This window comes from Paenibacillus amylolyticus (assembly GCF_001570725.1).
Taxonomy (GTDB): Bacteria; Bacillota; Bacilli; order Paenibacillales; family Paenibacillaceae; genus Paenibacillus; species Paenibacillus amylolyticus_A.
This window is the reverse complement of the sequence record NZ_BCNV01000002.1, coordinates 24,537-51,011: the sequence shown is the minus strand read 5'-3', so window position 1 is coordinate 51,011 and position 26,475 is coordinate 24,537. Positions and strand designations below refer to the sequence as shown.

Sequence of the window (26,475 nt, the reverse complement as noted above, 5' to 3'; positions counted from 1 at the left end):
TTTCTCTTATCCCCCCTTATTATTTCTTCTTGTTCGCTACTGTACGACGAGGACCTTTACGAGTACGAGCATTCGTTTTCGTACGTTGTCCACGAACAGGCAGACCACGACGATGACGAACTCCACGGTAACAACCGATCTCCGTCAAACGTTTAATATTCAAAGAGATTTCTCGACGCAGGTCACCTTCTACTTTGACCTCTTTATCGATACTTTCACGCAATTTGCTGACTTCATCTTCCGTCAAATCACGAACACGAGTGTCCGGATTGATGCCTGTTGTGCTCAGAATTTTCTGGGAAGTCGTTTTACCGATTCCGAAAATATAAGTCAAGGCGATCTCAACGCGCTTATCACGTGGCAAATCCACACCAGCTATACGTGCCATTTTACGCTACACCCCCTTCTTTAACCTTGTTTTTGTTTGTGTTTCGGATTTTCACAGATAACCATAACATTCCCTTTGCGGCGAATGACTTTGCATTTTTCGCAAATCGGCTTGACCGAAGGTCTTACCTTCATGTGAATTACCTCCTCAAAGTTTTGCTTAGCAAAACCCTCTTCGTAAGCATTGACCTTGTTCTACTATTGTAAAACCGGCTTCGAAGCTTTCGCAAGTTTTGCCGGGCAAAACCCGCTTCATAAGCTTCACAGTTCATTGCAACTGTCTACTACTATTTACGGTAAGTTATACGACCTTTTGTTAAATCATAAGGCGACAACTGAACAACTACTTTGTCTCCAGTCAGGATACGGATAAAGTGCATCCGCAGTTTTCCGGAAACGTGAGCGAGAATTTGATGACCGTTCTCAAGCTCAACCTTGAATGTTGCATTCGGTAGCGGTTCAAGAACCGTACCTTCCACTTCAATGACATCTTCCTTGGCCATTAGTCAGTCTCCTTTCTCTTCAGCTTGAATGTTGGTGGATTCCAGAAATGAATGAACCGCATAGCGGAGCTTTCCATTTGTCACCCGACCACACTCGTTTAAACTGTTCACAACCTCGCTGCTAATCATGGGCTGGAGTTCAAGATGAAGAAGATTCTTCTTCTTGGGTTGATCAAACTTACGTTTGTCTCCATCCGCAATATATACGAACCTACTGTCCGCTATAGCAACAATTACTGCGGCTTGGTCCGCATTGCGGCCTTTACGGATCTTCACAAGTTGACCGAGCTGCGGATTAGACTGATTGTTCATGCCTTATCACCTACGCATTCAGTTTCGTGAAAATTTCCATACCATCTGGTGTAACTGCTACGGTGTGTTCAAAGTGGGCACATAACGTTCCATCAACTGTGACGACAGTCCAGTTATCTTCCAACGTTTTCACATACCGTCTACCTACGTTAACCATCGGCTCTATGGCCAGCACCATGCCCGCTTTAAGCCGTGGTCCCCGATCGGGAAGACCATAGTTCGGAATCTGTGGTTCTTCGTGCAGATCCGCGCCTATGCCGTGACCGACATATTCACGAACTACGGAGAACCCTTCATCTTCAATATATTTCTGAATCGCATGAGATATTGTAAACAAGCGAACGTCCGGTTTTACCAGCGCCAGACCTGCGTATAACGAAGCCTCGGTAACGTCCAGAAGACGACGGGCTTCTTCGGAAATACGGCCGACCGGATAAGTCCAGGCGGAATCTCCATGATACCCCTGGTACTGCGCGCCAATGTCAAACGTAACGATATCGCCCTCGTTCAACTTGCGTTTGCCGGGAAATCCATGTACCAACTCTTCATTTACTGAAGCGCACACACTGGCAGGGAAACCGTTATAACCTTTGAAAGACGGCACAGCTCCTTGACTGCGGATGTATTGATCGGCCATATGGTCAAGTTCTCCAGTCGTAATACCGGGAGCGATATGCTCTGCCAAGAGACGATGCGTTTCCGCAACAATTCTCCCTGCTTCCCTCATCAAGCCCAGTTCCGTTTCGGACTTACCAATGATCATCAATTAACCTCTCAGTAAGGACACGATTTCTTGAGAAACTTGATCGATATCCTGTTCTCCGTTCATTTGACGAAGAAGACCTTTAGTCTCATAGAACGTGAGGAGTGGTGCTGTTTTGTTGATATACTCGTCCAGTCGGGTACCTACACTCTCTTCATTATCATCAGAGCGTTGATACAACTCACCGGCGCATTTATCACAAATACCTTCCTGCTTAGGCGGATTGAATACCACATGATAAGTGGAACCACAGTTCTTACAAATTCGACGACCCGTCAAACGGGCGAGCAATTTGTTGCGATCCACTTTCAGGTTGATTACATGATCAAGACCTGAGTTCAATCGATCCAGAATGCCATCGAGCGCTTCTGCTTGCGAAAGTGTTCTTGGAAATCCGTCCAAGAGGAAACCTTCTCTGCAGTCAGGCTGCTGCAAACGTTCTTCAACGATGCCAATGGTTACATCATCTGGTACAAGCAATCCTTGATCCATATATTCCTTGGCTTTCATGCCAATGGGAGTTCCCTGTTTGATCGCGAGACGAAATGCATCGCCTGTTGAAATATGGGGAATACCGAACTCTTTCACGATGACGTCTGCTTGCGTTCCTTTTCCTGCCCCCGGAGGGCCCATGAATAGGATGTTCACGTTATGTCACTCCCTCCAAGACTACCCTACATCAACAAACAGCACAATAGGTGCCGGCAAGTAAATCTTAGCTTGACCGGTACCTATTGCCTATTTATTGATAAAACCTTTGTAGTGGCGTTTGATCAATTGGCTTTCGATTTGCTTCATCGTATCCAGCGCAACACCGATAACGATCAGGAGGGATGTTCCTCCAATTTGCGCAGATTGAGGCAAACCAGAAAGTGCCCCTAAGAATACAGGCAGAACGGAAATGACTGCCAAGAAGATGGCTCCGGCCATTGTCAAACGAGTCATGACACGGGTCAGATATTTCTCGGTTGCTTTACCCGGGCGAATGCCTGGGATGTAACCGCCGTTCTTTTTCATATTATCAGCCATCTGCTGTGGATTCATCTGTACGAAAGTATAGAAGAATGTGAAACCGAAGATCATCACGACATACAGCAACATACCGAGAGGTTTGTGTGTAGTCAAGTTCTGTCCGATCCACTGTGCCCATAGGCGATCTGCCCAGAAGTTGGCGATGATCGTTGGGAACATCAACAGCGATGATGCGAAGATGACAGGGATAACACCTGCTGCATTAATTTTCAGCGGGATATGTGTATTCTGTCCACCGTACATTTTGTTACCTACGACACGTTTAGCGTACTGTACCGGAATTTTCCGAATCGCCTGCTGAATGTAAATGACCCCTATGATGATCAGCACAATAACAATTGCGATGATTACACCTTTAAGAATATTCATAAACAGTTGGTCAGGTTGAATGAAGTCGGATTCGATGGTTTGTTTGATAATATTAGGCACCGTTGATAGGATACCCGCAAAGATCAAGATCGAAATCCCGTTTCCTATGCCCTTCTCGGTGATCTGCTCACCAAGCCACATCAGGAATGAAGTACCGGCCGTAAGTACAATCGCGATCAAGATATAATCTGCAAATGTAGCGTTAGGCACCATCTCTGTATTGTACAAGCGGTTGAATCCGATCGACGTACCAAACGCTTGAATCAATGCCAGCCCGATGGTTAAGTAACGGGTCAACTGTGCAGATTTCTTCTTACCTTGTTCACCTTGCTTTGCCCACTCCGCTAATTTAGGAATAACGTCCATGGAAAGCAACTGTACTATGATAGACGCAGTGATGTAAGGCACGATCCCGAGCGCAAATATCGAGAACTGGAAGAGCGCTCCACCCGAGAACGTATTTAGAAGTCCAAAAACTTCTTTACCCGCAGAATTTGTCGCTTCGAACACATCTTTGTTAACTCCCGGTACGGGAACAAAGGAGCCGATGCGGTAAATGATCAGTACAAAAAGGGTAAATAATACCCTTTTGCGCAGATCTTCAACCCGCCAGATATTCTTTAGGGTCTTGAACATTAAATCACCTCAGTTGTACCGCCGGCAGCTTCAATTTTCTCAATAGCAGATTGAGAAAACTTGTTAGCTTTAACAGTCAGCTTCACAGTGACATCACCGTTACCCAGGATTTTGATTCCGGATTTAGCGTTTTTAACTACGCCGTTCGTCATCAAGAATTCTGGAGTTACTTCAGTACCCGCAGCAAAACTGTTCAGGTCTTCAGTATTCACAACTGCATATTCTTTGCGAGTTGGGTTTACAAAACCACGTTTTGGCAAGCGACGATACAATGGATTTTGTCCACCTTCGAAGCCTGGACGTACTCCACCGCCAGAACGAGCGTTTTGTCCTTTGTGACCGCGACCTGATGTTTTACCTGTACCACTACTTGGACCGCGACCAAGACGTTTACGTTCTTTGCGGGATCCAGGAGATGGTGAAAGCTCATGTAACTTCATCGTTCGTTGCACCTCCTTAAAGATTTGTGGGATTAACCCGTTTTTAAGCTTCTACTTCTTTAACAGCAACCAAGTGGCTTACTTTGTTAATCATACCACGGATGGCAGGATTATCGTTTTGTACCACTTTGCTATTGATTTTGCGCAAACCCAATGTTTTCACAGTTGTTCTTTGCGTCTCCGGACGTCCGATCAAGCTGCGGACGAGGGTAATTTCTAATTTAGCCATGAGAATTCCCTCCTTAACCCAGAAGCTCTTCGACGGATTTTCCGCGCAGTTTAGCCACGTCTTCAGCACGCTTCAAACGGGACAAACCTTCCAAAGTCGCATTGACCATGTTCATGGAATTCGAAGAACCCAGAGATTTTGTCAAAATGTCACCTACACCAGCAAGTTCGAGAACCGCACGTACAGGACCACCAGCGATAACACCAGTACCTTCAGATGCTGGTTTCAACAGGACGCGTCCTGCGCCGAACTTACCTGTTACCAAGTGAGGAATCGATGTTCCTACGAGTGGAACGTGTACAAGGTTTTTCTTAGCGTCTTCAATACCTTTGCGAATTGCATCAGGTACTTCGCCCGCTTTACCGATACCAGCTCCAACCCAGCCGTTGCCGTCGCCGACTACAACCAGTGCGCTAAAGCTGAAACGGCGTCCGCCTTTTACTACTTTAGCTACGCGATTAATATTTACAACTCTTTCAGTCAGTTCCAAAGTATTCGGATCTACACGCAAGTCGTTAACCTCCTTTTGAAAAATATCTTAAAACTCAAGTCCTGCTTCACGAGCCGCTTCAGCCAAAGCTGCGATACGACCATGGTACAGATAACCACTACGGTCAAATACGATGTTGGAAACACCTTTGTCTTTCGCACGTTTAGCAACGAGTTCGCCAACTTTACGAGCTGACTCAACAGATGCACCATTTTTGATGTCAGTGCTCAATTCTTTGTCTACGGTAGACGCGGAAGCGATTGTTACACCAGCAACATCATCGATGATTTGAGCATACATATGTTTACCAGAACGGAATACGTTCAAACGAGGACGTGTTGCCGTTCCTTGGATTTTCTTACGAACACGAAGGTGTCTTTTCAGACGAGCTTTATTTTTATCTGGTTTCGTAATCATCTCAAAGATTCACTCCTTTCAGGTTACCTCGCTGGCTTCAAAGCAGAAGCCACGGGGTATATTAGAAACACACGAAGCAAGCAAGCCGAAAGCCGCGCAAAGGCGGTAAGAGAAATCTTATTTCTTCTTACCGGCTTTACCTTCCTTACGGATGATACGCTCGCCTTCATATTTGATACCTTTACCTTTGTACGGCTCAGGTTCACGAACGGAACGGATTTTAGCAGCGTAAGCACCTACACGCTCTTTATCGATTCCGCGAACGATGATTTTCGTATTCGAAGGTACTTCGAATTCGATTCCCGCTTCCGGTGTAATTTCAACCGGGTGAGAGTAGCCAACGTTCAGAACGATTTTATCTCCGGATTTGCTTGCACGATATCCGACCCCAACCAATTCCAGAGATTTTGCGAATCCTTCAGTAACGCCGCTCACCATATTGTTTACAACGCTACGCGTTGTGCCGTGCAAAGAACGGTGAGTTTTGTTATCGGAAGGACGCACAACTGTGATTTCGTTATTTTCAACTGTAACCTTCATGTCTTTATGAAGCTCACGAGTCAAAGTTCCTTTTGGTCCTTTTACCGTAATAACGGTGTTGTCCAGGGTGATGTCTACACCACTTGGTACTGTGATTGGTTTGCGACCAATACGAGACATATGTTGCACCTCCTATCTTGTGACGTTATATTACCAAACGTAGCAAACGACTTCTCCGCCGGATTTCGATTGACGAGCTTCTTTGTCCGTCATGATACCTTTAGATGTCGAGATGATCGCGATTCCCAGGCCACCAAGTACACGAGGTACTTCGTTGCTTTTCGTGTAAACACGAAGACCAGGTTTACTGATTCTTTTCAGACCAGTGATAACGCGCTCGTTATTTTGACCGTATTTCAGGAAAACACGGATAATCCCTTGTTTGTTATCATCGATAACTTCAGCGTCACGGATGAAACCTTCACGCTTCAGGATATCGGCGATTTGTTTTTTCATTGTCGAAGCAGGCATTTCTACCGTTTCGTGACGAACAGTGTTCGCGTTACGAATACGAGTAAGCATATCTGCAATTGGATCAGACATAGTCATTGTGAGTTAACCTCCTTCCCGTTCAGGACTTTTTACCAGCTTGCTTTTTTCACGCCAGGGATCTGGCCTTTATAAGCTAATTCACGGAAGCAAATTCTGCAAATTTTGAACTTTTGCAGGACCGAATGTGGACGTCCGCAACGCTCACAGCGTGTATATGCACGTACTTTGAACTTTGGTGTACGTTGTTGTTTAACTTTCATCGAAGTTTTTGCCACTTAGCCTGACACCTCCTAAATAATTTCGGAGAAAAGGGAGTCTTTCCAGACACCCGGAAACGTTATGCCAACATTACTTAACGAAAGGCATTCCCATTTGCGTGAGCAATTCGCGGGACTCTTCGTCTGTTTTCGCCGTTGTTACGATGACAATGTCCATACCGCGGACTTTATCAACTTTATCATACTCGATCTCTGGGAAGATCAATTGCTCTTTCAGACCCAGTGTGTAGTTACCACGTCCGTCGAAAGCTTTGCTCGATACACCGCGGAAGTCGCGGACACGAGGAAGCGTTACGTTGAACAGTTTATCGAGGAAGAAGTACATACGCTCGCCGCGCAATGTTACTTTAACACCGATAGGCATATTCTCACGCAGTTTGAATCCTGCGATAGATTTTTTAGCACGAGTGATTACAGGTTTTTGACCTGCGATCAGTTGCAAATCGCTTACTGCGGAATCCAACACTTTGGAGTTTTGGACAGCGTCGCCCACACCCATGTTGATAACGATTTTCTCGATTTTCGGCACTTGCATTACCGTTGTATAGTTAAACTTCTGCATCAAAGCAGGAGCGATTTCTTGCAGGTAACGTTCTTTCATTCTTGATGCCATGAATCATAGCCCTCCTTTCTCATTCGGTTCAATTAGTCGATAATTTCTCCGGAACGTTTAGCAACGCGCACTTTCTTTCCGTTATCCAAAACTTTGTAACCTACACGGGTTACTTTTCCGCTCTTCGGATCGATGTGCATTACGTTGGAAACGTGAATCGGAGCTTCCTTCTCGATAATGCCGCCTTGCGGATTTTGCTGGTTAGGCTTCTGGTGTTTTTTCACCATGTTAACACCTTCCACAAGGACGCGGTTCTCACGAGGATAAGCAGCGATGACACGGCCTTTTTTACCTTTGTCTTTACCGCTGATCACCATAACCGTATCTTCCTTTTTAACGTGAAGTTTGTTGTTATGGGATTCCAGAACTTTTTTCACTCTTGGCATTTCGTACACCTCCTGTTTCTAACATCACGAGATTAAGCTTTAGATAACTTCTGGAGCCAAGGAAACGATTTTCATGAAGTCTTTATCGCGAAGTTCGCGAGCAACTGGTCCGAAAATACGTGTTCCACGTGGGCTTCTGTCGTCTTTTACAACAACCGCTGCATTTTCATCAAAACCGATGTAGGAACCGTCTTTACGACGTACAGAACGTTTCGTACGAACGACAACCGCTCTAACTACATCACCTTTTTTGACAACGCCGCCTGGTGTTGCTTGTTTTACAGAACAAACGATCAGATCACCGATTTGAGCTGTACGACGTCCCGTACCGCCGAGTACGCGGATACACATCAGTTCCTTCGCACCGGAGTTGTCAGCCACAGTCAAACGTGTAAATGGTTGAATCATTTAGTATTCCTCCTTTCAGCAGTGCTGCTGAGCATTAGATGATAACCGCTTTTTCTACGATTTCAGTAAGTCTCCAGCGTTTATCTTTCGAAAGCGGACGAGTCTCCATGATTTTCACCGTGTCACCGATTTTCGCAGTGTTTTCTTCGTCATGTGCTTTGAATTTTTTAGTAACCTTAATGCGTTTATGGTACAAGTTGTGTTTTTTGTAAGTTTCTACAGCAACAACAATTGTTTTGTCCATTTTATCGCTGACCACTTTACCAGTTTGCACTTTACGTGCGTTACGTTCTTCGCTCATTGTTGGCCTCCTTCCTGATTACGGACGGATTGTACATCCTATCCCTAATTAACCGATTCCCAATTCTCTCTCACGGATAATGGTTTTAGCACGAGCTATTTCTTTCCGCACATCACGGATGCGAGTCGGGTTATCCAGCTGACCGGTAGCTAATTGAAAGCGGAGGTTAAAGAGTTCTTCTTTAAATCCGGCAATCTTTTGCTCGATTTCAGCAGAGGTTAGGTTGCGAAATTCACTAGCTTTCATTTGCTTCACCACCCAATTCTTCACGTTTCACGAACTTCGTTTTGATTGGCAGTTTGTGAGCGGCAAGACGCATTGCTTCGCGTGCAATTTCCTCCGGTACACCAGCAAGTTCAAACATGATCTTACCTGGTTTCACTACTGCAACCCATTTTTCTACGTTACCTTTACCGCTACCCATCCGAACCTCGAGAGGCTTTTGAGTGATTGGTTTGTCTGGGAAGATTTTGATCCAAACTTTACCACCACGTTTGATGTAACGAGTCATCGCAATACGAGCCGCTTCGATCTGACGGTTCGTAATCCAAGCCGGTTCCGTAGCTTGCAGACCGTATTCGCCAAAGTTCAGAGTCGTTCCGCCTTTAGCTTGGCCCTTCATATGTCCACGTTGTTGCTTACGGTGTTTTACGCGTTTTGGTACCAACATGATTAGTTGCCTCCTTCCTTAGCAGCTTGTTTCTTAGCCGTAGGAAGAACCTCTCCACGATAGATCCATACTTTTACGCCGATACGTCCGTAAGTAGTATGAGCCTCTGCTGTACCATAGTCAATGTCAGCACGCAGTGTGTGCAGTGGAACAGTTCCTTCGCTGTAGCCTTCAGAACGTGCGATCTCAGCACCGCCAAGACGTCCGCCTACTTGAGTTTTGATACCTTTAGCACCAGAGCGCATAGTTCTTTGAATTGCTTGTTTCAGAGCACGACGGAAAGAAACGCGACGTTCCAATTGTTGTGCAATGCTTTCAGCTACAAGAACAGCGTCCAGGTCTTGGTTCTTAATTTCAGAAATGTTGATGTGTACTTTTTTACCGCCAGCAATTTTCGTAATTTGGTTACGAAGATTTTCAACTTCCGAACCACCCTTACCAATAACCATACCTGGTTTAGCAGTGTGAATCGTTACGTTTACGCGGTTAACCGCTCTCTCAATTTCTACACGAGATAAAGCGGAGTCTTTCAATTTATTTTTCAGGAATTCACGAATTTTCACGTCTTCCATCAAAAGATCACCGAAGTCTTTGCCTGCATACCACTTAGATTCCCAGTCACGGATAATTCCGACACGGAGTCCGACTGGATTTACCTTTTGGCCCACACATTTCCCCTCCTTCTACTTCTCAGATACCACCAAAGTGATGTGGCTAGTACGTTTGTTAATACGACTTGCACGTCCCATTGCACGAGGGCGGAAACGTTTCATTGTCGGTCCTTGGTTCACGTAAGCTTGCGAGATAACCAAGTTATTAACATCTAAAGAATAGTTATGTTCCGCATTCGCAATAGCGGAGTTAAGCAACTTCTCAACGATAGGAGAAGCGGATTTCGGAGTGTGACGGAGAATGGCAACCGCCTCACCTACTTGCTTGCCGCGAATCAAGTCAACAACGAGTTGAACTTTACGAGGAGCAATCCGGATAAACTTAGCATGTGCTTTTGCTTCCATTGTGTAACCTCCTCTCAAACATTAAAGATGTTCATTTATCTTCTTGTTTTCTTATCATCATCAGTATGGCCTTTGTACGTACGGGTTGGAGCGAACTCACCCAGTTTGTGTCCAACCATGTCCTCAGTTACATACACTGGCACGTGTTTACGACCATCGTAAACGCCAAATGTGTGTCCGATGAATTGTGGGAAAATTGTAGAACGACGGGACCAGGTTTTGATTACGTTCTTCTTACCTGAAGCTTCCATCTCTTCTACCTTTTTGAGCATGTAGCCATCAATGAATGGCCCTTTTTTCAAACTGCGACCCATGTGGAGATCCTCCCTTCAAACGTAGCTATTATGCATCCGCAGATGCCTCACGAAGTTATGCACAGTGTGTATTACTTCGTGCGGCGGCGAATGATGTATTTATCAGAAGCTTTATTTTTCTTACGCGTTTTGTAACCAAGAGTAGGTTTACCCCATGGTGACATTGGCGATTTACGTCCGATTGGAGCACGACCTTCACCACCACCGTGTGGGTGATCGTTAGGGTTCATTACTACACCACGAACCTCAGGACGTTTACCCAACCAACGGCTACGACCGGCTTTACCGATTTTGATGAGCTCGTGGTCTTGGTTACCAACAGATCCGATTGTCGCGCGGCAAACTTTCAAAATACGACGAACTTCTCCAGAAGAGAGACGAACGGAAACGTATTTTTCTTCTTTACCAAGCAATTGAGCTTCTGTACCAGCAGCACGAACCAATTGTCCGCCTTTACCTGGTTTCAACTCGATGTTGTGGATAACGGTACCTACTGGAATGTTTTCAAGTGGCAGTGCGTTACCGATTTTGATGTCTGATTCAGGTCCGGAGAATACTTGATCTCCAACTTTCAAACCTTTAGGAGCGATGATATAACGTTTCTCACCATCAGCGTAGTGAATCAGAGCGATGTTAGATGTACGGTTCGGGTCATACTCAATCGTAGCAACGCGGCCCGGTATTCCATCTTTAGTACGTTTGAAGTCGATGATACGGTATTTACGTTTGTGTCCACCACCATGGTGACGAACTGTAATTTTACCTTGGTTGTTGCGGCCTGCTTGTTTGCTCAACGGGGCCAACAACGATTTCTCCGGCTGATTTGTGGTGATTTCCTCAAATGTAGAAACGGACATGTTCCGTCTTGCCGGGGATGTTGGTTTATACTTTTTGATTGGCACTGGGTTTCCCTCCTTACTTCAAAAATTCAATTATACAGTTTCAAAGAACTCAAGCGTTTTGCTGTCTTTTGTCAGCGTTACAAACGCTTTTTTCCATTCGCTAGTATATCCGGAATAACGTCCGTACCGTTTTGGCTTAGCTGGAACACGAAGCGTGTTCACGTTTTTCACTTTTACGTTGAAAATAGCTTCTACTGCCTTTTTGATCTCGGTTTTGTTTGCACGGATATCGACTTCAAATACATATTTCAAGTCGTTCATCATGTCAGCAGTACGTTCCGTAATAATCGGACGTTTTACAATATCACGAGGATCCTTCATTACGCGAGCACCTCCTCTACCTTCTGAACTGCTTCTTTCGTAATGATCAATTTGTCGTGCGAGAGCACGTCAAGAACATTAATGCCGTCAGCAGCTACGAATTTCACGCCTGGAATATTCCGTGCGGAAAGAGCTACATTATCATCATAGCTAGGAGCTACGATCAAAGCTTTACGTCCCACTTTGAGGTTACTCAAGATGGCTGCGAATTCTTTAGTTTTAGGCGCGCTCAACGTGAGAGCGTCCAAAACGATAATGTCATTGTCAAGCACTTTAGATGAAAGGGCTGATTTGATCGCCAAGCGGCGAACTTTCTTAGGCAGTTTGTACGCATAGCTCCGTGGTGTTGGACCAAATACGATACCGCCGCCTTTCCATTGTGGTGAACGAATTGAACCTTGACGAGCGCGACCTGTACCTTTTTGTTTCCAAGGCTTACGTCCACCGCCACGTACTTCAGAACGTCCTTTTACTTTGTGGGTACCTTGACGAAGGGAAGCGCGTTGCATAAGAACTGCATCGTACAGAACGTGTTGGTTCGGTTCAATTCCGAAAACCGCATCGTTCAATTCAACTTCGCCTACTTGGCTACCATCTACATTGTAAACTGATACTTTTGGCATTTTGTGTTCCTCCTTTCTTCAGTGGTTATTTTTTCACCGTTTCTTTAACTTTAATGAGACTGTTTTTCGGTCCAGGAATGGAACCTTTCACGAGCAACACGTTACGCTCAGCGTCTACTTTAACTACTTCAAGACGTTGAATTGTAACTGTGTCATGTCCCATGTGTCCTGGCAGGCGTTTGCCTTTAGGAACGCGGTTAGCTTGGATCGAACCCATTGAACCAGGGCCACGGTGATAACGCGAACCGTGTGACATAGGTCCAGTGCTTTGTCCCCAACGTTTGATAACGCCAGCAAAACCTTTACCTTTAGAAATACCCGTTACGTCAACGAATTCGCCTTCAGCGAAAATGTCAGCTTTCAGTTCTTGGCCAACTTCATATTCTGCGATGTTGATACCGCGAACTTCACGAACGTAGCGCTTAGGGGCAGTGTTCGCTTTTTTAGCGTGACCTGCTTCTGGCTTGTTAGCATTTTTCTCTTTCTTATCGGAATAACCGATTTGAATCGCTTCGTAGCCATCATTCTCAATGTCTTTCTTTTGCAAAACAACACAAGGGCCTGCTTCGATAACCGTTACTGGAACTACGTTACCTTCAGGAGTAAATACTTGAGTCATTCCGAGTTTTTTTCCTAAGATTGCTTTCATGTTGACACCTCTTTTCCTTTATACATGGTCTTTGTTGTAGCTTGTATTACAATTTAATTTCGATATCTACACCGGACGGCAGATCCAAGCGCATCAAGGCATCCACAGTTTGTGGAGTCGGGTTAACGATGTCGATCAAACGCTTATGTGTGCGTTGTTCGAATTGCTCCCGAGAATCCTTGTACTTGTGCACCGCACGAAGAATAGTAATGATTTGTTTTTCAGTAGGAAGCGGAATCGGACCGGATACACCTGCACCCGAACGTTTTGCTGTTTCAACAATTTTCTCCGCGGATTGATCAAGAATTCTGTGGTCGTAAGCTTTCAAACGAATACGAATTTTTTGCTTTGCCATTTTAGTCCCTCCTTCTATCGCCCAATTTTTTATCGGACATACTCCGTGAAAATTTTCTAGCCACTGTCCCATGGCAAAGGGGCCGGGTGTGCCAGTAACCTCTCACATCATCGCAACGTCACAGAACAACATTCATTATTATATAGAAAAGATGGGCGTATTGCAAGCATATTTAAGAAAAACATTTAAACTTATCTTTTCTGACGAAATGACTTCGTTTATTGCAGTGTTTTTCTTCAATATCCAGGCTGCCTTGCCAATCCTTCTAAACTCGTAAATGATGTTCATTTCGTATGACGCAGGTTCCGAAACTTTACACATAATAAAAGAGTTCTTTATCCGATGTCGGATAAAGAACTCTTCCGAAGCTTCGTTACAATACAATGTTACTCGTTCCAGTACACTGTTGCATATGCTTTATTCAGCGTTAAGCCGAATTATTTTTGGATAGATGCTACGGAACCGGCACCTACTGTACGTCCGCCTTCACGAATGGAGAACTTAGTTCCTTCTTCAATCGCGATTGGGGAGATCAGGGAAACAGTAACAGTGATGTTATCACCAGGCATTACCATTTCAGTACCTTCAGGCAAGTTGATGATGCCTGTTACGTCAGTTGTACGGAAGTAGAACTGTGGACGGTAACCAGTGAAGAATGGTTTGTGACGTCCGCCCTCTTCTTTAGTCAAAACGTAGATTTGAGCTGTGAATTCTGTGTGAGGCTTAACAGAACCCGGTTTAGCCAAAACTTGGCCACGCTCGATGTTGTTACGGTCAACACCACGAAGAAGTGCTCCGATGTTGTCACCAGCTTGAGCGGAATCCAGCAATTTGCGGAACATCTCAACGCCTGTTACAACAGATTTTTTAGTTTCTTCAGTGATACCAACGATTTCGATCTCTTCGCCGACTTTAACAGTACCACGCTCTACACGGCCAGTAGCAACAGTACCACGACCAGTGATGGAGAATACGTCCTCGACAGGCATCAAGAAAGGCTTGTCAGTTTGACGCTCAGGCAGTGGGATGTAAGTGTCGATCTCTTTGAACATCTCAACGATTTTTTGAGCCCATTCGCCATCTGGGTTTGCCAGTGCTTCACGAGCGGATCCACGAGTGATTGGAGTATCGTCACCTGGGAACTCATATTCGTTAAGAAGGTCGCGAACTTCCATCTCAACCAATTCCAACAACTCTTCGTCTTCAACCATGTCACATTTGTTCAAGAATACAACAATGTAAGGTACGCCTACTTGACGGGAGAGCAAGATATGCTCACGAGTTTGTGGCATTGGGCCGTCAGCTGCGGATACTACCAAGATAGCTCCGTCCATTTGTGCCGCGCCAGTGATCATGTTTTTAACATAGTCGGCGTGACCTGGGCAGTCTACGTGAGCGTAGTGACGAGTGTCAGTTTCGTACTCAACGTGTGCTGTGGAGATAGTGATACCGCGCTCGCGCTCTTCTGGAGCTTTGTCGATTTGGTCGAATGCTACAGCAGCACCACCGTAAGTTTTAGACAATACAGTTGTGATTGCAGCAGTCAGAGTTGTTTTACCGTGATCGACGTGACCGATAGTACCGATGTTAACGTGGGGTTTATTACGTTCGTATTTAGCCTTTGCCATTTGAACGTGGCCTCCTTAAAATTATAATTTTATGTTTTCACTGAATGAAGTGCTCCGAAATAAATTCTTATGCACTTGCATCCAGTGTGAGAAAACTACTCGGTGCCTTTTGTTTTAGCAACGATTTCTTCAGCGATGCTCTTAGGAACTTCTTCATAGTGGGAGAGTTCCATGGAGAATACGCCGCGTCCTTGAGTACCCGAACGAAGAGTTGTAGAGTAACCAAACATTTCAGACAAAGGTACCTTAGCACGGATGATTTGAGCTCCACTACGGGAATCCATACCTTCGATGCGGCCACGACGGGAGTTCAACATACCCATTACGTCACCCATGTACTCTTCTGGAACTGTTACTTCTACTTTCATGATTGGCTCAAGCAGAACTGGTTTACACTTGTCTTTAGCCGCTTTAAGCGCCATAGATCCGGCAATTTTAAATGCCATCTCATTGGAATCGACATCATGGTAAGATCCGTCTACAATTGTAGCCTTAACGTCTACAAGCGGGAAGCCTGCAATAACGCCGTTTTTCATTTGCTCTTCAATCCCTGACAGTGCAGGTTGAATGTATTCTCTTGGAACGGAACCACCGACAACCTTACTTTCGAACTGGCTGCCTGTACCCGGCTCGAGAGGTTCGAATTCAACCCATACATGACCGTATTGACCACGACCACCGGATTGACGTACGAATTTACCTTCAACGCGCGCTGGAGCACGGAATGTTTCACGGTAAGCTACTTGTGGTTTACCCACAGTAGTTTCAACCTTGAACTCACGACGCATACGGTCGATGATGATATCAAGGTGAAGCTCACCCATACCTGCCAAGATTGTTTGACCTGTTTCTTCGTCAGTATGAGCACGAAGAGTTGGATCCTCTTCAGTCAACTTGCCGAGAGCAACACCCATTTTATCTTGGTCAGCTTTGGTTTTAGGTTCAACGGCGATTTCGATAACCGGATCAGGGAAGTTCATTGACTCCAGGATAACCGGATTTTTCTCATCACATAGTGTATCACCTGTACCCGTATCTTTCAAACCTACGGCAGCTGCAATGTCACCGGAGTAAACTTCAGTGATCTCTTGACGGCTGTTCGCGTGCATTTGAAGGATACGACCGATACGCTCACGTTTGTTTTTAGTGGCATTCAATACATAAGAACCGGATTGAAGAACACCGGAGTATACGCGGAAGAATGTCAATTTACCAACGTAAGGGTCAGTCATGATTTTGAATGCCAATGCGGAGAAAGGCTCTTCATCAGAGGACTTACGAACTGCTTCAGTTCCATCTTCAAGATGACCAGTGATTGATGGTACATCTGTTGGAGCTGGCAAGTAGTCGATAACAGCATCCAACATCAGTTGAACACCTTTGTTACGGTATGAGGATCCACAGATAACTGGGAAGATCTTAACATCTACAACACCTTTACGGAGAGCGCCTTTGATCTCTTCAATAGTGATCTCTTCGCCTTCCAGGTATTTCATTGTCAATTCTTCGTCCAATTCTGCAACACGCTCAATCAATTCGTTACGGAGTTCTTCAACTTGCTCTTTGAATTCCGCAGGAATTTCAGTTTCTTCGATATTTTGACCAAGGTCATCTTTGTACATATGAGCCTTTTGTTCAACAATATCGATAATACCGATGAAATCATTTTCAGCGCCGATTGGAAGTTGAATCGCAACAGCGTTCGCTTGAAGGCGATCACGCATGTCAGATACAACGTTCAGGAAGTCAGCACCGATGATATCCATTTTGTTTACATATGCGATACGAGGTACGCCGTACTTGTCAGCCTGTCTCCATACGGTTTCGGACTGAGGCTCAACGCCTTCTTTCGCACTGAATACACCAACTGCTCCGTCCAATACACGAAGGGAACGTTCAACTTCAACAGTGAAGTCAACGTGTCCCGGGGTATCAATAATATTAACGCGGTGGCCTTTCCAAGCAGCGGTAGTTGCAGCGGAAGTAATCGTAATTCCGCGCTCCTGTTCCTGTTCCATCCAGTCCATTGTCGCAGCGCCTTCGTGTACTTCACCGATTTTGTGCGTACGTCCTGTGTAGAACAAGATCCGCTCAGTTGTCGTGGTTTTACCCGCATCAATATGAGCCATGATCCCGATATTACGTGTATTTTTCAAGGAGAACTCTCTAGCCATGAAATGGGTCTCCCTTCAAAATTGAAGTTTTTTTATTGTGAACTGAATCCTACCAACGGTAGTGAGCAAACGCTTTGTTCGCTTCAGCCATTTTGTGCGTATCTTCACGTTTTTTAACGGAAGCGCCTGTGTTGTTGGAAGCGTCGATGATCTCAGCCGCCAAACGCTCTTCCATTGTTTTCTCACCGCGGTTGCGGGAGTAGTTCACGAGCCAACGTAGTCCCAGAGCAGTACGTCTCTCTGGTTTTACCTCGATTGGTACTTGGTAGTTGGCACCGCCGACACGGCGAGCTTTAACTTCCAGGACTGGCATGATATTCTTGATTGCTGCTTCAAATACTTCCATCGGGTCATTACCCGTACGTTCTTGAATCAACTTGAACGCATTATACAGAATGCTTTGAGCAACACCGCGTTTTCCGTCGAGCATGATGCGATTGATCAAACGAGTAACCAACTTGCTGTTGTATACCGGATCTGGCAACACGTCTCTTTTCGTAACTGGACCTTTGCGTGGCATGGATATCCCCCTTTCTTTCTTGTTCAGCAGATCCTGTACCTTCCAGACCTAAGCCAGAAGGCTCTCAGGTTCTCTACTTATAATAGTTTAGGCTTTTTTAGCTTTTGGACGTTTAGCACCGTATTTCGAACGAGCTTGCATACGGTTGTTTACGCCTGCAGTATCGAGAGCTCCACGAACGATGTGATAACGAACCCCTGCAAGGTCTTTAACTTTACCTCCGCGGATCAATACCACACTGTGCTCTTGAAGGTTATGTCCGATTCCCGGGATATAAGCAGTTACCTCGAGACGGTTCGTCAAACGAACACGGGCATATTTACGAAGTGCAGAGTTTGGTTTACGTGGAGTCATTGTACCTACACGAGTGCAGACACCACGTTTTTGTGGGGCACTGATGTTAGTAGATTCACGTTTCAAAGCGTTGAATCCTTTTTGCAAAGCTGGAGATTTTGACTTCTCAACTTTTGCTTGACGTCCTTTACGAACCAGTTGGTTAATAGTTGGCATGTGATTGCCACCCCCTTCCTCAAATATTCATGTTTCTTTATAAACCTCTTTTCGCTAAGTCCACAGACCCAGGCGGTTCATAAAAAGACAAATGAAAAGTTTTTGCCTTAGAGAATCCTTAAAAAGTTCTCGGACAAAAACGTTCCTTACACTATCATTTTACGACAGCAGCCATAGCTGCTCCCACTCCAATCCCGCAAGCCTTGCCGAGATTTTTCATTGTATCCACTTTCGTGCATTTCACATTGTGCTGTTCACACAGTGCAATGATTTTGGAAGTGAGCTGCGGATCACTATCTTCTGCGACATAGACTTCGGAAGCCATACCTGTCTGCACCATCCGCATGGTCTGTTTGGTACCAATTTTGACATGAGCATCTTGCAAGGCTTTTTCATTAGACATTGTGCATTCCTCCGAATAGAACCATGTACAATCAGCTGCCCACGCACCTTTGATATATTAGCATCTAGCGCAAGCAATGTCAATGCTAATCCTAAAACATTTTTTCAAAAGTTTACGCACGTCAGGAATCGTCCACCTGTATTATACAAGCGTCCGCCTCCTGACGTACAAAACTTTCATTTTCCTCTATATGAGAAGAAATCTATTTAATCAACCGAAACTGGCTCAAGCTCTTCTACTGAAGATTGACCATCTTCTGGTTCAGCAAATTTGATGCTGCGGTAACGGTGCATACCTGTACCTGCAGGAATCAATTTACCGATGATTACATTTTCCTTCAGACCGAGCAACTGATCGACTTTACCTTTGATCGCTGCATCTGTCAATACACGTGTAGTTTCTTGGAACGAAGCCGCCGAGAGGAAGGAGTCTGTTTCCAGGGACGCTTTCGTAATACCGAGCAGGATTGGTTTAGCAACCGCTGGCTCTTTATCACTAAGAATCGCAATTTTGTTAGCTCTTTCGTACTCATGCGTATCTACGAACGATCCTGGCAAGAGCGTTGTATCTCCTGCATCTACGATGCGGATTTTACGCAGCATTTGGCGGATCATAACTTCAACGTGCTTGTCATTGATTTCTACGCCTTGGTTACGGTATACGCGCTGTACTTCCTGCAAAATGTAGTTTTGTACGCCACGTACGCCTTTGATGCGCAGCATTTCTTTCGGATCGATCGAACCATCTGTCAACTCGTCACCAGCTTCAATTTCCATGCCTTCGCTTACGCGCACACGGGAACCGTAGGTAACGGAGTATACTTTGGATTCCGCTTCACCTTGAATTTCAATTTCACGACGATCTTTCGCTTCGCGAATCTCTTTAACTACACCATCAATCTCACTGATTGTTGCTTGACCCTTAGGATTACGAGCTTCAAACAACTCTTGGATACGCGGCAAACCTTGCGTAATATCGTCTCCGGCTACACCGCCGGTGTGGAACGTACGCATTGTAAGCTGTGTTCCTGGCTCACCAATGGATTGTGCTGCAATAATACCAACCGCTTCACCAATCTCCACGTGTTTACCTGTCGCAAGGTTACGACCGTAACACTTCTTGCAGACACCATGACTTGCACGGCAGCTGAGTACGGAGCGGATTTGCAATTTGGTGATTCCCGCTTTGATGATCGCTTCTGCTTTATCGGAGTCAATCAATTCATTGCGACCTGCAATGATTTCTTTCGTTTCCGGATGACGAACTGTCTCGAAGCAGTATCTGCCTTCAATACGGTCGTAGAGATCTTCGATAACCTCTTTACCATCCTGGATACGACTTACCGTAAAGCCTTTATCTGTACCACAATCGTCATCACGCACGATTACGTCTTGGGCTACGTCTACGAGACGACGAGTCAGGTAACCTGAATCGGCTGTACGCAGGGCTGTATCCGCCAAACCTTTACGCGCTCCGTGAGTAGAGATAAAGTACTCGAGTACTGTCAGACCTTCACGGAAGTTCGATTTGATTGGGAGTTCGATAATTCGACCGGACGGGTTGGCCATCAGACCACGCATACCGCCCAATTGGGTGATTTGCGATTTGTTACCCCGTGCTTTGGAGTCTACCATCATCATGATCGAGTTATATCGATCCATGGACTTCATCAGAATCTCAGTGATGTCATCTTTGGATTTTGACCAGATATCAATGATACGGTCATAGCGCTCTTCATTCGTAATCAGACCACGACGGTACTGATTCGTAACGATTTGTGCTTTTTCCTCAGACTGTCTAAGAATTTCAAACTTCTCAGGCGGAACGATAACATCAGATACCGCAACCGTAATACCGGCACGAGTAGAGTATGTGAATCCAAGTTGTTTGATTTTATCCAAAATAACGGCTGTTTCCGTTGTATGATAAATTTCAAAACAACGTGCAATGATGGAACCGAGGTATTCTTTGCCGACACCGCCAGCCAGAGGAGCATTCATAATAGCTTCTCTGAGATCAGCACCTTTTTCATATACAAATGAGTGATCTGCAGTACCTTGGTACAGGTTCGCACGAGTCGCGTCATTGATATACGGGAAGCTTGCCGGGAAAATTTCATTAAAGATAATTTTACCGATGGTTGTCAGCAACATTCCTTCTTGCTGTTCTTCCGTGAAGCTTGTTTTACCAAGCGCCTTAACCGGAATAGCCACACGCGCATGCAGACCAGCAGTACCACGTTGGTATGCCGATACAGCTTCGTTAACTGTACGCAGGATCATACCTGTGCCCTTTTCTTCCTTGTTGTCCATAGTGAGGTAGTAAGAACCAAGCACCATATCCTGGGAAGGAGTAACAACCGGTTTACCGTCTTTCGGGTTCAAAATGTTACCTGATGCAAGCATCAGGATCCGTGCTTCCGCTTGAGCTTCAGCGGACAACGGAACGTGCACGGCCATTTGGTCACCGTCAAAGTCGGCATTGTATGCCGTACATACGAGCGGGTGAAGACGAATTGCTTTACCTTCAACGAGAATCGGTTCAAATGCTTGAATACCGAGTCTGTGAAGCGTAGGGGCACGGTTCAACAGAACCGGATGCTCCTTAATTACTTCTTCAAGAACATCCCATACTTCAGGACTTACGCGCTCAACTTTACGTTTCGCGCTCTTTATGTTGTGGGCAAGCCCTTTATTTACAAGCTCTTTCATAACGAAAGGCTTGAACAATTCAAGTGCCATATCTTTTGGCAGACCACACTGATACATTTTCAGGTAAGGTCCGACAACGATAACGGAACGACCAGAATAGTCAACCCGTTTACCGAGCAAGTTCTGACGGAAACGCCCTTGTTTACCTTTCAGCATGTGGCTGAGGGATTTCAAAGGACGGTTACCAGGACCCGTTACCGGGCGTCCGCGACGACCATTATCAATCAATGCGTCAACAGCTTCCTGCAACATCCGTTTTTCATTTTGCACGATAATATCTGGCGCGCCAAGATCAAGCAGACGTTTCAGACGGTTATTCCGGTTAATTACACGGCGGTACAGGTCATTCAGGTCAGACGTTGCAAAACGTCCACCATCCAGCTGTACCATCGGACGAAGTTCCGGCGGGATAACAGGAAGTACATCCATGATCATCCACTCAGGCTTGTTGCCGGAGTTGCGGAATGCTTCGATAACTTCCAGACGTTTGATTGCACGATTACGACGTTGTCCTTGTGCAGTGCGGAGCTCTTCCTTCAGGAATTCAAGCTCTTTATCCACATCAAGGTCTTGGAGCAGTTTTTTAACCGCTTCTGCGCCCATGCCAGCCTGGAAACCATATCCGTATTTTTCACGGTAGCTGCGATATTCTTTCTCGGACAACAGCTGTTTTTTCTCCAGTGGAGTTTCTCCTGGATCAGTTACAACATATGATGCAAAATAAATAATCTCTTCGAGTGATCTTGGAGACATATCCAGCGCAAGACCCATACGGCTCGGAATACCTTTGAAGTACCAGATATGCGATACCGGAGCAGCGAGCTCAATATGGCCCATCCGTTCGCGGCGTACTTTCGCACGTGTTACTTCAACGCCACAACGATCACAGACAACGCCTTTATAACGGACGCGTTTGTATTTACCGCAATGACATTCCCAGTCTTTTGTAGGGCCAAAAATCTTTTCGCAGAACAGCCCTTCTTTTTCCGGTTTCAACGTACGATAGTTGATCGTTTCCGGTTTTTTCACTTCTCCGCGGGACCAAGAACGAATTTTCTCTGGGGAAGCAAGCCCGATCTTCATGTATTCGAAATTGTTGACGTCCAACAAGGAGCAACCCTCCTTAACCAATTCCTGTATTCTAGGTTACGCCCTCTCCGGCCGAAGCCGGAGCAAGACGCGAGCCTGATGAAAAACGCCGGTCATCATGCGCTCGAAGCGGTTTATTCCGCTCCGACCTCTGTACCCTCAAGGTTGAGGCTGAGCTTATCGCTCGCAGCGTCATCTTCATCGTCCATTTCTCTCATTTCAATCTCTTGCTCATCTTCACTCAAAATCTTAACGTCCATACCCAAGCTTTGCAGCTCTTTGATCAATACTTTGAATGATTCAGGAACGCCTGGTTCCGGAACATTCTCGCCTTTGACGATGGATTCATACGTTTTAACCCGACCAACAACATCATCGGACTTAACAGTCAAGATTTCTTGCAGTGTATAAGCAGCACCGTATGCCTCAAGCGCCCATACTTCCATCTCCCCGAAACGCTGTCCACCGAATTGGGCTTTACCACCCAATGGCTGTTGCGTAACAAGTGAGTAAGGACCCGTGGAACGGGCATGGATTTTATCATCAACCATGTGTGCCAATTTGATCATGTGCATGACACCTACGGTAACTTCACGTTCAAACTCTTCACCTGTACGACCATCATACAGGACGGTTTTACCATTACGTTGCATTCCTGCTTCTTCCATCGTATCGAAGACGTCATACTCCTTCGCTCCGTCGAATACAGGAGTTGCTACGTGAATACCCAGTTGCATCGCCGCCATACCCAAGTGAACCTCAAGTACTTGACCGATATTCATCCGGGAAGGTACGCCCAGTGGGTTAAGAACGATCTGAACCGGTGTACCGTCTGGCAGGAAAGGCATATCTTCTTCCGGCAAGATGCGGGCCACGACCCCTTTGTTACCGTGACGTCCGGCCATTTTATCACCCTCGGAAATTTTCCGTTTTTGAGCGATATATACACGAACGAGTTGGTTAACACCTGGAGGCAGCTCATCACCGTTTTCACGGGTAAATACTTTCACGTCTACTACGATACCGTCAGTACCATGTGGTACACGCAAGGAAGTATCACGTACTTCACGTGCTTTCTCACCGAAGATCGCATGCAGGAGACGTTCTTCTGCAGTCAGCTCTGTCACACCTTTAGGTGTTACTTTACCAACGAGAATGTCGCCAGCGCTAATCTCAGCACCGATGCGGATAATACCGCGCTCATCCAAGTTACGCAACGCTTCTTCCCCAACGTTAGGGATGTCACGTGTGATCTCTTCAGGTCCGAGCTTAGTATCACGTGCTTCTGACTCATATTCCTCGATATGGATGGATGTGTATACATCTTCCTTAACAAGTTTTTCACTGAGCAAGATCGCATCCTCGTAGTTGTAACCTTCCCAAGTCATGAAGGCAACAACGACGTTACGTCCCAGAGCCAATTCACCCATTTCCGTTGAAGGACCATCAGCGAGGATATCGCCAGCTTTGACAGCGGCACCTCTTTTGACAATCGGACGCTGGTTAATGCATGTTCCTTGGTTCGAACGCATAAATTTGTGTAATTTATATTTAACGATATCGCCTTTAACTTCCTGACCGTCCACTTCTTCAACACGACGTAGCCAAATCTCGTTCGCAGAAGAACGTTCAATAATTCCGTCATAATCGGAGACAATACATACACCAGAATCTTTTGCAGCTTTGTGCTCCATACCTGTTCCTACAAGTGGCGCTTTAGGAATCAAGAGTGGAACCGCCTGCCGCTGCATGTTTGATCCCATGAGTGCACGGTTGGAGTCATCGTTCTCAAGGAACGGGATCAGCGCTGTAGCGACGGATACAACCTGTTTAGGAGATACGTCCATGTAGTCAACTCGCTCACTCGGCATCGTAAGGATGTTATCCGACTGTTTGTTGTAACGTACAATGATCGCTTCTTCTTCAAATGTACCGTCTTCGTTCAACTTCGCATTTGCTTGTGCGATGACATAGTTGTCCTCTTCATCCGCTGTCAGGTAATCAATTTGTTCGGTTACAATACCTGTCTTCGGATCAACCCAACGATATGGAGCTTCAATGAAGCCATATTCATTTACACGGGCGAATGTTGACAAGGAGTTGATCAAACCGATGTTTGGTCCCTCTGGAGTCTCGATTGGACACATCCGGCCATAGTGGGATGGATGGACGTCACGCACTTCCATACCTGCGCGCTCACGCGTCAAACCACCGGGTCCGAGTGCGGACAAACGACGTTTATGTGTCAACTCACCCAGTGGGTTCGTTTGATCCATAAACTGTGACAATTGAGAGCTACCAAAGAACTCTTTAATCGATGCAATAACAGGACGTATGTTGATCAATGCCTGTGGTGTAATTACGTTAGCATCCTGAATGGACATTCTCTCACGAACCACACGCTCCATACGGGACAAACCGATACGGAACTGGTTCTGCAGGAGTTCACCCACCGAACGCAAACGACGGTTACCCAGATGATCGATATCATCCGTGCTACCAATTCCCTGCAGAAGGTTAAGGAAATAACTGATGGAGGAAATGATATCCGCCGGAGTCACGTTTTTAACGGACTTGTCAATGTTTGCATTGGCAATCAGTTTGACCACTTTACCGTCTTCAGTTGGTGAGAACACATCAATCGTTTGCATAGGGATTTCATTAGCATCCAAAACGCCGTTACCCACGTGATACGTGCGGAAACCAACGCTCTTCTCAAGATACGGCATGATTTCATCCAACAAGCGACGATCCACCATTTGACCTGCTTCAGCAATAATTTCGCCTGTTTCAGCGTCAACAAGTGACTCAGCCAAACGCTGGTTAAACAAACGGTTTTTGATGTGAAGCTTTTTATTCATTTTGTAACGACCTACATTAGCCAGGTCATAACGTTTTGGATCAAAGAAACGTGCTACGAGCAAGCTTTTCGCATTATCAAGCGTTGGCGGCTCGCCCGGACGAAGACGCTCATAGATTTCAATGAGTGCTTTCTCCGTTGAATCCGTGTTGTCTTTGTCCAGTGTGTTGCGGATATATTCGTCATTACCGAGCAGATCCAGAATCTCAGCATCTGTGCCAAAACCAAGTGAACGCAGGAGAACCGTAACCGGTATTTTACGTGTACGGTCGATCCGGACGTAAACAACATCCTTCGCGTCCATCTCCAGTTCCAACCAAGCGCCGCGGTTAGGAATAACTGTAGCGGTATACGTTTTTTTGGCGTTTTTATCTACTTTGGTACTGAAGTAAACGCTAGGAGAGCGAACCAACTGGCTGACAATAACCCGTTCCGCACCATTAATAATAAATGTGCCCGTGTTGGTCATCAGCGGGAAATCTCCCATGAATACTTCCTGCTCTTTGACTTCGCCGGTTTCCTTATTAATGAGCCGGACTTTAACCCGAAGTGGTGCTGCATACGTAACGTCACGCTCTTTCGCGTCGTCTACTGTATACTTCGGTTCACCGAGACTGTAATCGATAAATTCCAAAATCAAGTTACCTGTAAAATCCTGGATCGGCGAGATATCCTGGAACATTTCGCGCAACCCTTCCTCCAAAAACCAATCATAGGATTTTTGTTGGATTTCAATCAGGTTCGGAACTTCGAGTATCTCGTTAATTCGTGCATAACTGCGCCGAGTGCGTCGACCATATTGAACAAGATGTCCTGCCAACTTAAACTCACCCCTCAATGTCTACTCACTTTAAAAATTTCGTTGCGAACCTCTGTTTGTAACCTTATAATGGTACACATACAGAGCAAAGCAATGCATCCACAAATAAAGAAAAGCCCTTACTCGAAATGTCGTTCGAAAAAAGAGCAACTTTGATCGGCGGATGTCTTTCCAAATCATTCTTATCCCCAGTTTGCCCAAAATGTACATATTATACGCCAAACGTAGGCATAATAAGCCCGTTCGGCGTAAAAAAAGGTTGACATTTTTAGTTAGCTAAAGCCAAGTAGGGCATCTTAATACTGACATTTTAC

35 protein-coding genes are annotated in these 26,475 nt (G+C 45.6%); all 35 read right to left on the bottom strand.

Annotated features, from left to right (window positions below):
- Positions 1-19: 19 nt before the first annotated feature.
- The 35 genes from rpsM to rpoB all read right to left on the bottom strand — a co-directional run bounded on the left by rpsM (position 20) and on the right by rpoB (position 26,161).
- Complete coding sequence (gene rpsM, locus PAHA3_RS18250; protein ID WP_062329455.1) at positions 20-388, bottom strand: 30S ribosomal protein S13; 369 nt, start codon at positions 386-388, stop codon at positions 20-22.
- 20 nt (positions 389-408) lie between these two features.
- The gene (gene rpmJ, locus PAHA3_RS18245; protein WP_003333770.1) at positions 409-522 is read right to left on the bottom strand and encodes a 50S ribosomal protein L36; all 114 of its coding nucleotides are present in this window, start codon (positions 520-522) and stop codon (positions 409-411) included.
- Between the two features lie 152 nt (positions 523-674).
- Positions 675-890, bottom strand: coding sequence for a translation initiation factor IF-1 (gene infA / locus PAHA3_RS18240; protein WP_017692098.1), 216 nt, complete (start codon positions 888-890; stop codon positions 675-677).
- Positions 891-893: 3 nt separating this feature from the next.
- Positions 894-1,202 carry a KOW domain-containing RNA-binding protein gene (locus tag PAHA3_RS18235; RefSeq protein ID WP_062836190.1) on the bottom strand — a complete coding sequence of 103 codons (309 nt, stop codon included), beginning with the start codon at positions 1,200-1,202 and terminating at the stop codon, positions 894-896.
- 10 nt (positions 1,203-1,212) lie between these two features.
- Positions 1,213-1,965 carry a type I methionyl aminopeptidase gene (map, locus tag PAHA3_RS18230; RefSeq protein ID WP_062836189.1) on the bottom strand — a complete coding sequence of 251 codons (753 nt, stop codon included), beginning with the start codon at positions 1,963-1,965 and terminating at the stop codon, positions 1,213-1,215.
- 3 nt (positions 1,966-1,968) lie between these two features.
- A complete protein-coding gene (locus tag PAHA3_RS18225) occupies positions 1,969-2,613 on the bottom strand; it encodes an adenylate kinase (RefSeq protein ID WP_036607188.1) in 645 nt (214 codons plus the stop codon).
- A gap of 90 nt (positions 2,614-2,703) precedes the next feature.
- Positions 2,704-4,002 carry a preprotein translocase subunit SecY gene (secY, locus tag PAHA3_RS18220; RefSeq protein WP_047841120.1) on the bottom strand — a complete coding sequence of 433 codons (1,299 nt, stop codon included), beginning with the start codon at positions 4,000-4,002 and terminating at the stop codon, positions 2,704-2,706.
- Positions 4,002-4,442 carry a 50S ribosomal protein L15 gene (gene rplO, locus PAHA3_RS18215; RefSeq protein WP_062836188.1) on the bottom strand — a complete coding sequence of 147 codons (441 nt, stop codon included), beginning with the start codon at positions 4,440-4,442 and terminating at the stop codon, positions 4,002-4,004. Before rplO ends, secY begins: the two co-directional genes overlap by 1 nt.
- A 43-nt stretch (positions 4,443-4,485) precedes the next feature.
- Positions 4,486-4,671 carry a 50S ribosomal protein L30 gene (gene rpmD / locus PAHA3_RS18210; RefSeq protein WP_017692092.1) on the bottom strand — a complete coding sequence of 62 codons (186 nt, stop codon included), beginning with the start codon at positions 4,669-4,671 and terminating at the stop codon, positions 4,486-4,488.
- A 13-nt stretch (positions 4,672-4,684) separates the two neighbouring features.
- Complete coding sequence (gene rpsE, locus PAHA3_RS18205; protein WP_017692091.1) at positions 4,685-5,182, bottom strand: 30S ribosomal protein S5; 498 nt, start codon at positions 5,180-5,182, stop codon at positions 4,685-4,687.
- Between the two features lie 27 nt (positions 5,183-5,209).
- Positions 5,210-5,578, bottom strand: coding sequence for a 50S ribosomal protein L18 (gene rplR, locus PAHA3_RS18200; protein WP_062836186.1), 369 nt, complete (start codon positions 5,576-5,578; stop codon positions 5,210-5,212).
- 117 nt (positions 5,579-5,695) lie between these two features.
- Positions 5,696-6,238: a 50S ribosomal protein L6 gene (gene rplF, locus PAHA3_RS18195; RefSeq protein WP_017692089.1), complete on the bottom strand. Its 543-nt coding sequence runs from the start codon at positions 6,236-6,238 to the stop codon at positions 5,696-5,698.
- 30 nt (positions 6,239-6,268) lie between these two features.
- Positions 6,269-6,667 (bottom strand): 30S ribosomal protein S8, encoded by a 399-nt coding sequence (gene rpsH / locus PAHA3_RS18190; protein ID WP_017692088.1) that lies wholly within the window; start codon positions 6,665-6,667, stop codon positions 6,269-6,271.
- 32 nt (positions 6,668-6,699) lie between these two features.
- Positions 6,700-6,885, bottom strand: coding sequence for a type Z 30S ribosomal protein S14 (locus PAHA3_RS18185; RefSeq protein WP_013312154.1), 186 nt, complete (start codon positions 6,883-6,885; stop codon positions 6,700-6,702).
- Between the two features lie 73 nt (positions 6,886-6,958).
- A complete protein-coding gene (rplE, locus tag PAHA3_RS18180) occupies positions 6,959-7,501 on the bottom strand; it encodes a 50S ribosomal protein L5 (protein ID WP_062836185.1) in 543 nt (180 codons plus the stop codon).
- Positions 7,502-7,533: 32 nt separating this feature from the next.
- On the bottom strand, positions 7,534-7,887 hold the full coding sequence (gene rplX, locus PAHA3_RS18175; RefSeq protein ID WP_017692086.1) for a 50S ribosomal protein L24: 354 nt from the start codon (positions 7,885-7,887) through the stop codon (positions 7,534-7,536).
- A gap of 39 nt (positions 7,888-7,926) precedes the next feature.
- Positions 7,927-8,295, bottom strand: a complete 369-nt coding sequence (gene rplN, locus PAHA3_RS18170; RefSeq protein WP_017692085.1) for a 50S ribosomal protein L14 — start codon at positions 8,293-8,295, stop codon at positions 7,927-7,929.
- Positions 8,296-8,329: 34 nt separating this feature from the next.
- Entirely contained in the window at positions 8,330-8,596 is a 267-nt protein-coding gene (gene rpsQ, locus PAHA3_RS18165; protein ID WP_017692084.1) for a 30S ribosomal protein S17, read from the bottom strand.
- Positions 8,597-8,644: 48 nt separating this feature from the next.
- Positions 8,645-8,842, bottom strand: a complete 198-nt coding sequence (gene rpmC, locus PAHA3_RS18160; protein WP_017692083.1) for a 50S ribosomal protein L29 — start codon at positions 8,840-8,842, stop codon at positions 8,645-8,647.
- On the bottom strand, positions 8,832-9,266 hold the full coding sequence (gene rplP, locus PAHA3_RS18155) for a 50S ribosomal protein L16 (protein WP_017692082.1): 435 nt from the start codon (positions 9,264-9,266) through the stop codon (positions 8,832-8,834). The genes rpmC and rplP overlap by 11 nt, the downstream gene beginning before the upstream one ends.
- Before the next feature lie 2 nt (positions 9,267-9,268).
- Positions 9,269-9,934, bottom strand: a complete 666-nt coding sequence (gene rpsC, locus PAHA3_RS18150) for a 30S ribosomal protein S3 (RefSeq protein ID WP_062836184.1) — start codon at positions 9,932-9,934, stop codon at positions 9,269-9,271.
- 15 nt (positions 9,935-9,949) lie between these two features.
- A complete protein-coding gene (gene rplV, locus PAHA3_RS18145) occupies positions 9,950-10,282 on the bottom strand; it encodes a 50S ribosomal protein L22 (protein WP_024633583.1) in 333 nt (110 codons plus the stop codon).
- 35 nt (positions 10,283-10,317) lie between these two features.
- Positions 10,318-10,596, bottom strand: a complete 279-nt coding sequence (rpsS, locus tag PAHA3_RS18140; protein WP_062836183.1) for a 30S ribosomal protein S19 — start codon at positions 10,594-10,596, stop codon at positions 10,318-10,320.
- A gap of 71 nt (positions 10,597-10,667) precedes the next feature.
- Positions 10,668-11,498 carry a 50S ribosomal protein L2 gene (gene rplB / locus PAHA3_RS18135; protein ID WP_017692078.1) on the bottom strand — a complete coding sequence of 277 codons (831 nt, stop codon included), beginning with the start codon at positions 11,496-11,498 and terminating at the stop codon, positions 10,668-10,670.
- A 30-nt stretch (positions 11,499-11,528) separates the two neighbouring features.
- A complete protein-coding gene (gene rplW / locus PAHA3_RS18130; RefSeq protein ID WP_017692077.1) occupies positions 11,529-11,819 on the bottom strand; it encodes a 50S ribosomal protein L23 in 291 nt (96 codons plus the stop codon).
- The gene (rplD, locus tag PAHA3_RS18125; protein WP_062836182.1) at positions 11,819-12,442 is read right to left on the bottom strand and encodes a 50S ribosomal protein L4; all 624 of its coding nucleotides are present in this window, start codon (positions 12,440-12,442) and stop codon (positions 11,819-11,821) included. The genes rplW and rplD overlap by 1 nt, the downstream gene beginning before the upstream one ends.
- Before the next feature lie 25 nt (positions 12,443-12,467).
- A complete protein-coding gene (rplC, locus tag PAHA3_RS18120) occupies positions 12,468-13,091 on the bottom strand; it encodes a 50S ribosomal protein L3 (RefSeq protein WP_024633587.1) in 624 nt (207 codons plus the stop codon).
- A gap of 46 nt (positions 13,092-13,137) precedes the next feature.
- On the bottom strand, positions 13,138-13,446 hold the full coding sequence (gene rpsJ / locus PAHA3_RS18115; protein WP_017692074.1) for a 30S ribosomal protein S10: 309 nt from the start codon (positions 13,444-13,446) through the stop codon (positions 13,138-13,140).
- Between the two features lie 437 nt (positions 13,447-13,883).
- Positions 13,884-15,074 (bottom strand): elongation factor Tu, encoded by a 1,191-nt coding sequence (tuf, locus tag PAHA3_RS18110; protein WP_062836181.1) that lies wholly within the window; start codon positions 15,072-15,074, stop codon positions 13,884-13,886.
- Positions 15,075-15,169: 95 nt separating this feature from the next.
- A complete protein-coding gene (fusA, locus tag PAHA3_RS18105) occupies positions 15,170-17,248 on the bottom strand; it encodes an elongation factor G (RefSeq protein ID WP_062836180.1) in 2,079 nt (692 codons plus the stop codon).
- A 49-nt stretch (positions 17,249-17,297) separates the two neighbouring features.
- A complete protein-coding gene (gene rpsG, locus PAHA3_RS18100) occupies positions 17,298-17,768 on the bottom strand; it encodes a 30S ribosomal protein S7 (protein WP_018753997.1) in 471 nt (156 codons plus the stop codon).
- 87 nt (positions 17,769-17,855) lie between these two features.
- The gene (gene rpsL / locus PAHA3_RS18095; RefSeq protein WP_017692070.1) at positions 17,856-18,278 is read right to left on the bottom strand and encodes a 30S ribosomal protein S12; all 423 of its coding nucleotides are present in this window, start codon (positions 18,276-18,278) and stop codon (positions 17,856-17,858) included.
- A gap of 154 nt (positions 18,279-18,432) precedes the next feature.
- On the bottom strand, positions 18,433-18,681 hold the full coding sequence (locus PAHA3_RS18090) for a ribosomal L7Ae/L30e/S12e/Gadd45 family protein (RefSeq protein ID WP_017692069.1): 249 nt from the start codon (positions 18,679-18,681) through the stop codon (positions 18,433-18,435).
- 206 nt (positions 18,682-18,887) lie between these two features.
- Positions 18,888-22,502 (bottom strand): DNA-directed RNA polymerase subunit beta', encoded by a 3,615-nt coding sequence (gene rpoC, locus PAHA3_RS18085; protein WP_062836179.1) that lies wholly within the window; start codon positions 22,500-22,502, stop codon positions 18,888-18,890.
- 113 nt (positions 22,503-22,615) lie between these two features.
- Positions 22,616-26,161: a DNA-directed RNA polymerase subunit beta gene (gene rpoB, locus PAHA3_RS18080; protein WP_062836178.1), complete on the bottom strand. Its 3,546-nt coding sequence runs from the start codon at positions 26,159-26,161 to the stop codon at positions 22,616-22,618.
- Positions 26,162-26,475 lie beyond the last annotated feature (314 nt).

Bases quoted from the DNA above. Each gene is read 5' to 3' on its own strand.
- secY (WP_047841120.1), bottom strand. From the start codon at position 4,002: ATGTTCAAGACCCTAAAGAATATCTGGCGGGTTGAAGATCTGCGCAAA.
- rplN (WP_017692085.1), bottom strand. From the start codon at position 8,295: ATGATTCAACCATTTACACGTTTGACTGTGGCTGACAACTCCGGTGCG.
- rpsL (WP_017692070.1), bottom strand. From the start codon at position 18,278: ATGCCAACTATTAACCAACTGGTTCGTAAAGGACGTCAAGCAAAAGTT.
- rplO (WP_062836188.1), bottom strand. From the start codon at position 4,442: ATGAAGTTACATGAGCTTTCACCATCTCCTGGATCCCGCAAAGAACGT.
- rplV (WP_024633583.1), bottom strand. From the start codon at position 10,282: ATGGAAGCAAAAGCACATGCTAAGTTTATCCGGATTGCTCCTCGTAAA.
- rpsJ (WP_017692074.1), bottom strand. From the start codon at position 13,446: ATGGCAAAGCAAAAAATTCGTATTCGTTTGAAAGCTTACGACCACAGA.
- fusA (WP_062836180.1), bottom strand. From the start codon at position 17,248: ATGGCTAGAGAGTTCTCCTTGAAAAATACACGTAATATCGGGATCATG.
- rpsG (WP_018753997.1), bottom strand. From the start codon at position 17,768: ATGCCACGCAAAGGTCCAGTTACGAAAAGAGACGTGTTGCCAGATCCG.
- infA (WP_017692098.1), bottom strand. From the start codon at position 890: ATGGCCAAGGAAGATGTCATTGAAGTGGAAGGTACGGTTCTTGAACCG.
- rplF (WP_017692089.1), bottom strand. From the start codon at position 6,238: ATGTCTCGTATTGGTCGCAAACCAATCACAGTACCAAGTGGTGTAGAC.
- rpmJ (WP_003333770.1), bottom strand. From the start codon at position 522: ATGAAGGTAAGACCTTCGGTCAAGCCGATTTGCGAAAAATGCAAAGTC.
- rpsQ (WP_017692084.1), bottom strand. From the start codon at position 8,596: ATGAGCGAAGAACGTAACGCACGTAAAGTGCAAACTGGTAAAGTGGTC.
- rpsS (WP_062836183.1), bottom strand. From the start codon at position 10,596: ATGGGTCGCAGTTTGAAAAAAGGGCCATTCATTGATGGCTACATGCTC.
- rplR (WP_062836186.1), bottom strand. From the start codon at position 5,578: ATGATTACGAAACCAGATAAAAATAAAGCTCGTCTGAAAAGACACCTT.
- PAHA3_RS18235 (WP_062836190.1), bottom strand. From the start codon at position 1,202: ATGAACAATCAGTCTAATCCGCAGCTCGGTCAACTTGTGAAGATCCGT.
- rpsM (WP_062329455.1), bottom strand. From the start codon at position 388: ATGGCACGTATAGCTGGTGTGGATTTGCCACGTGATAAGCGCGTTGAG.
- rplP (WP_017692082.1), bottom strand. From the start codon at position 9,266: ATGTTGGTACCAAAACGCGTAAAACACCGTAAGCAACAACGTGGACAT.
- rpmD (WP_017692092.1), bottom strand. From the start codon at position 4,671: ATGGCTAAATTAGAAATTACCCTCGTCCGCAGCTTGATCGGACGTCCG.
- rplC (WP_024633587.1), bottom strand. From the start codon at position 13,091: ATGAAAGCAATCTTAGGAAAAAAACTCGGAATGACTCAAGTATTTACT.
- tuf (WP_062836181.1), bottom strand. From the start codon at position 15,074: ATGGCAAAGGCTAAATACGAACGTAATAAACCCCACGTTAACATCGGT.
- PAHA3_RS18090 (WP_017692069.1), bottom strand. From the start codon at position 18,681: ATGTCTAATGAAAAAGCCTTGCAAGATGCTCATGTCAAAATTGGTACC.
- rplX (WP_017692086.1), bottom strand. From the start codon at position 7,887: ATGCCAAGAGTGAAAAAAGTTCTGGAATCCCATAACAACAAACTTCAC.
- rplE (WP_062836185.1), bottom strand. From the start codon at position 7,501: ATGGCATCAAGAATGAAAGAACGTTACCTGCAAGAAATCGCTCCTGCT.
- rplD (WP_062836182.1), bottom strand. From the start codon at position 12,442: ATGCCAAAAGTATCAGTTTACAATGTAGATGGTAGCCAAGTAGGCGAA.
- rplW (WP_017692077.1), bottom strand. From the start codon at position 11,819: ATGAAGGATCCTCGTGATATTGTAAAACGTCCGATTATTACGGAACGT.
- rpsH (WP_017692088.1), bottom strand. From the start codon at position 6,667: ATGACTATGTCTGATCCAATTGCAGATATGCTTACTCGTATTCGTAAC.
- rpmC (WP_017692083.1), bottom strand. From the start codon at position 8,842: ATGAAAGCTAGTGAATTTCGCAACCTAACCTCTGCTGAAATCGAGCAA.
- map (WP_062836189.1), bottom strand. From the start codon at position 1,965: ATGATCATTGGTAAGTCCGAAACGGAACTGGGCTTGATGAGGGAAGCA.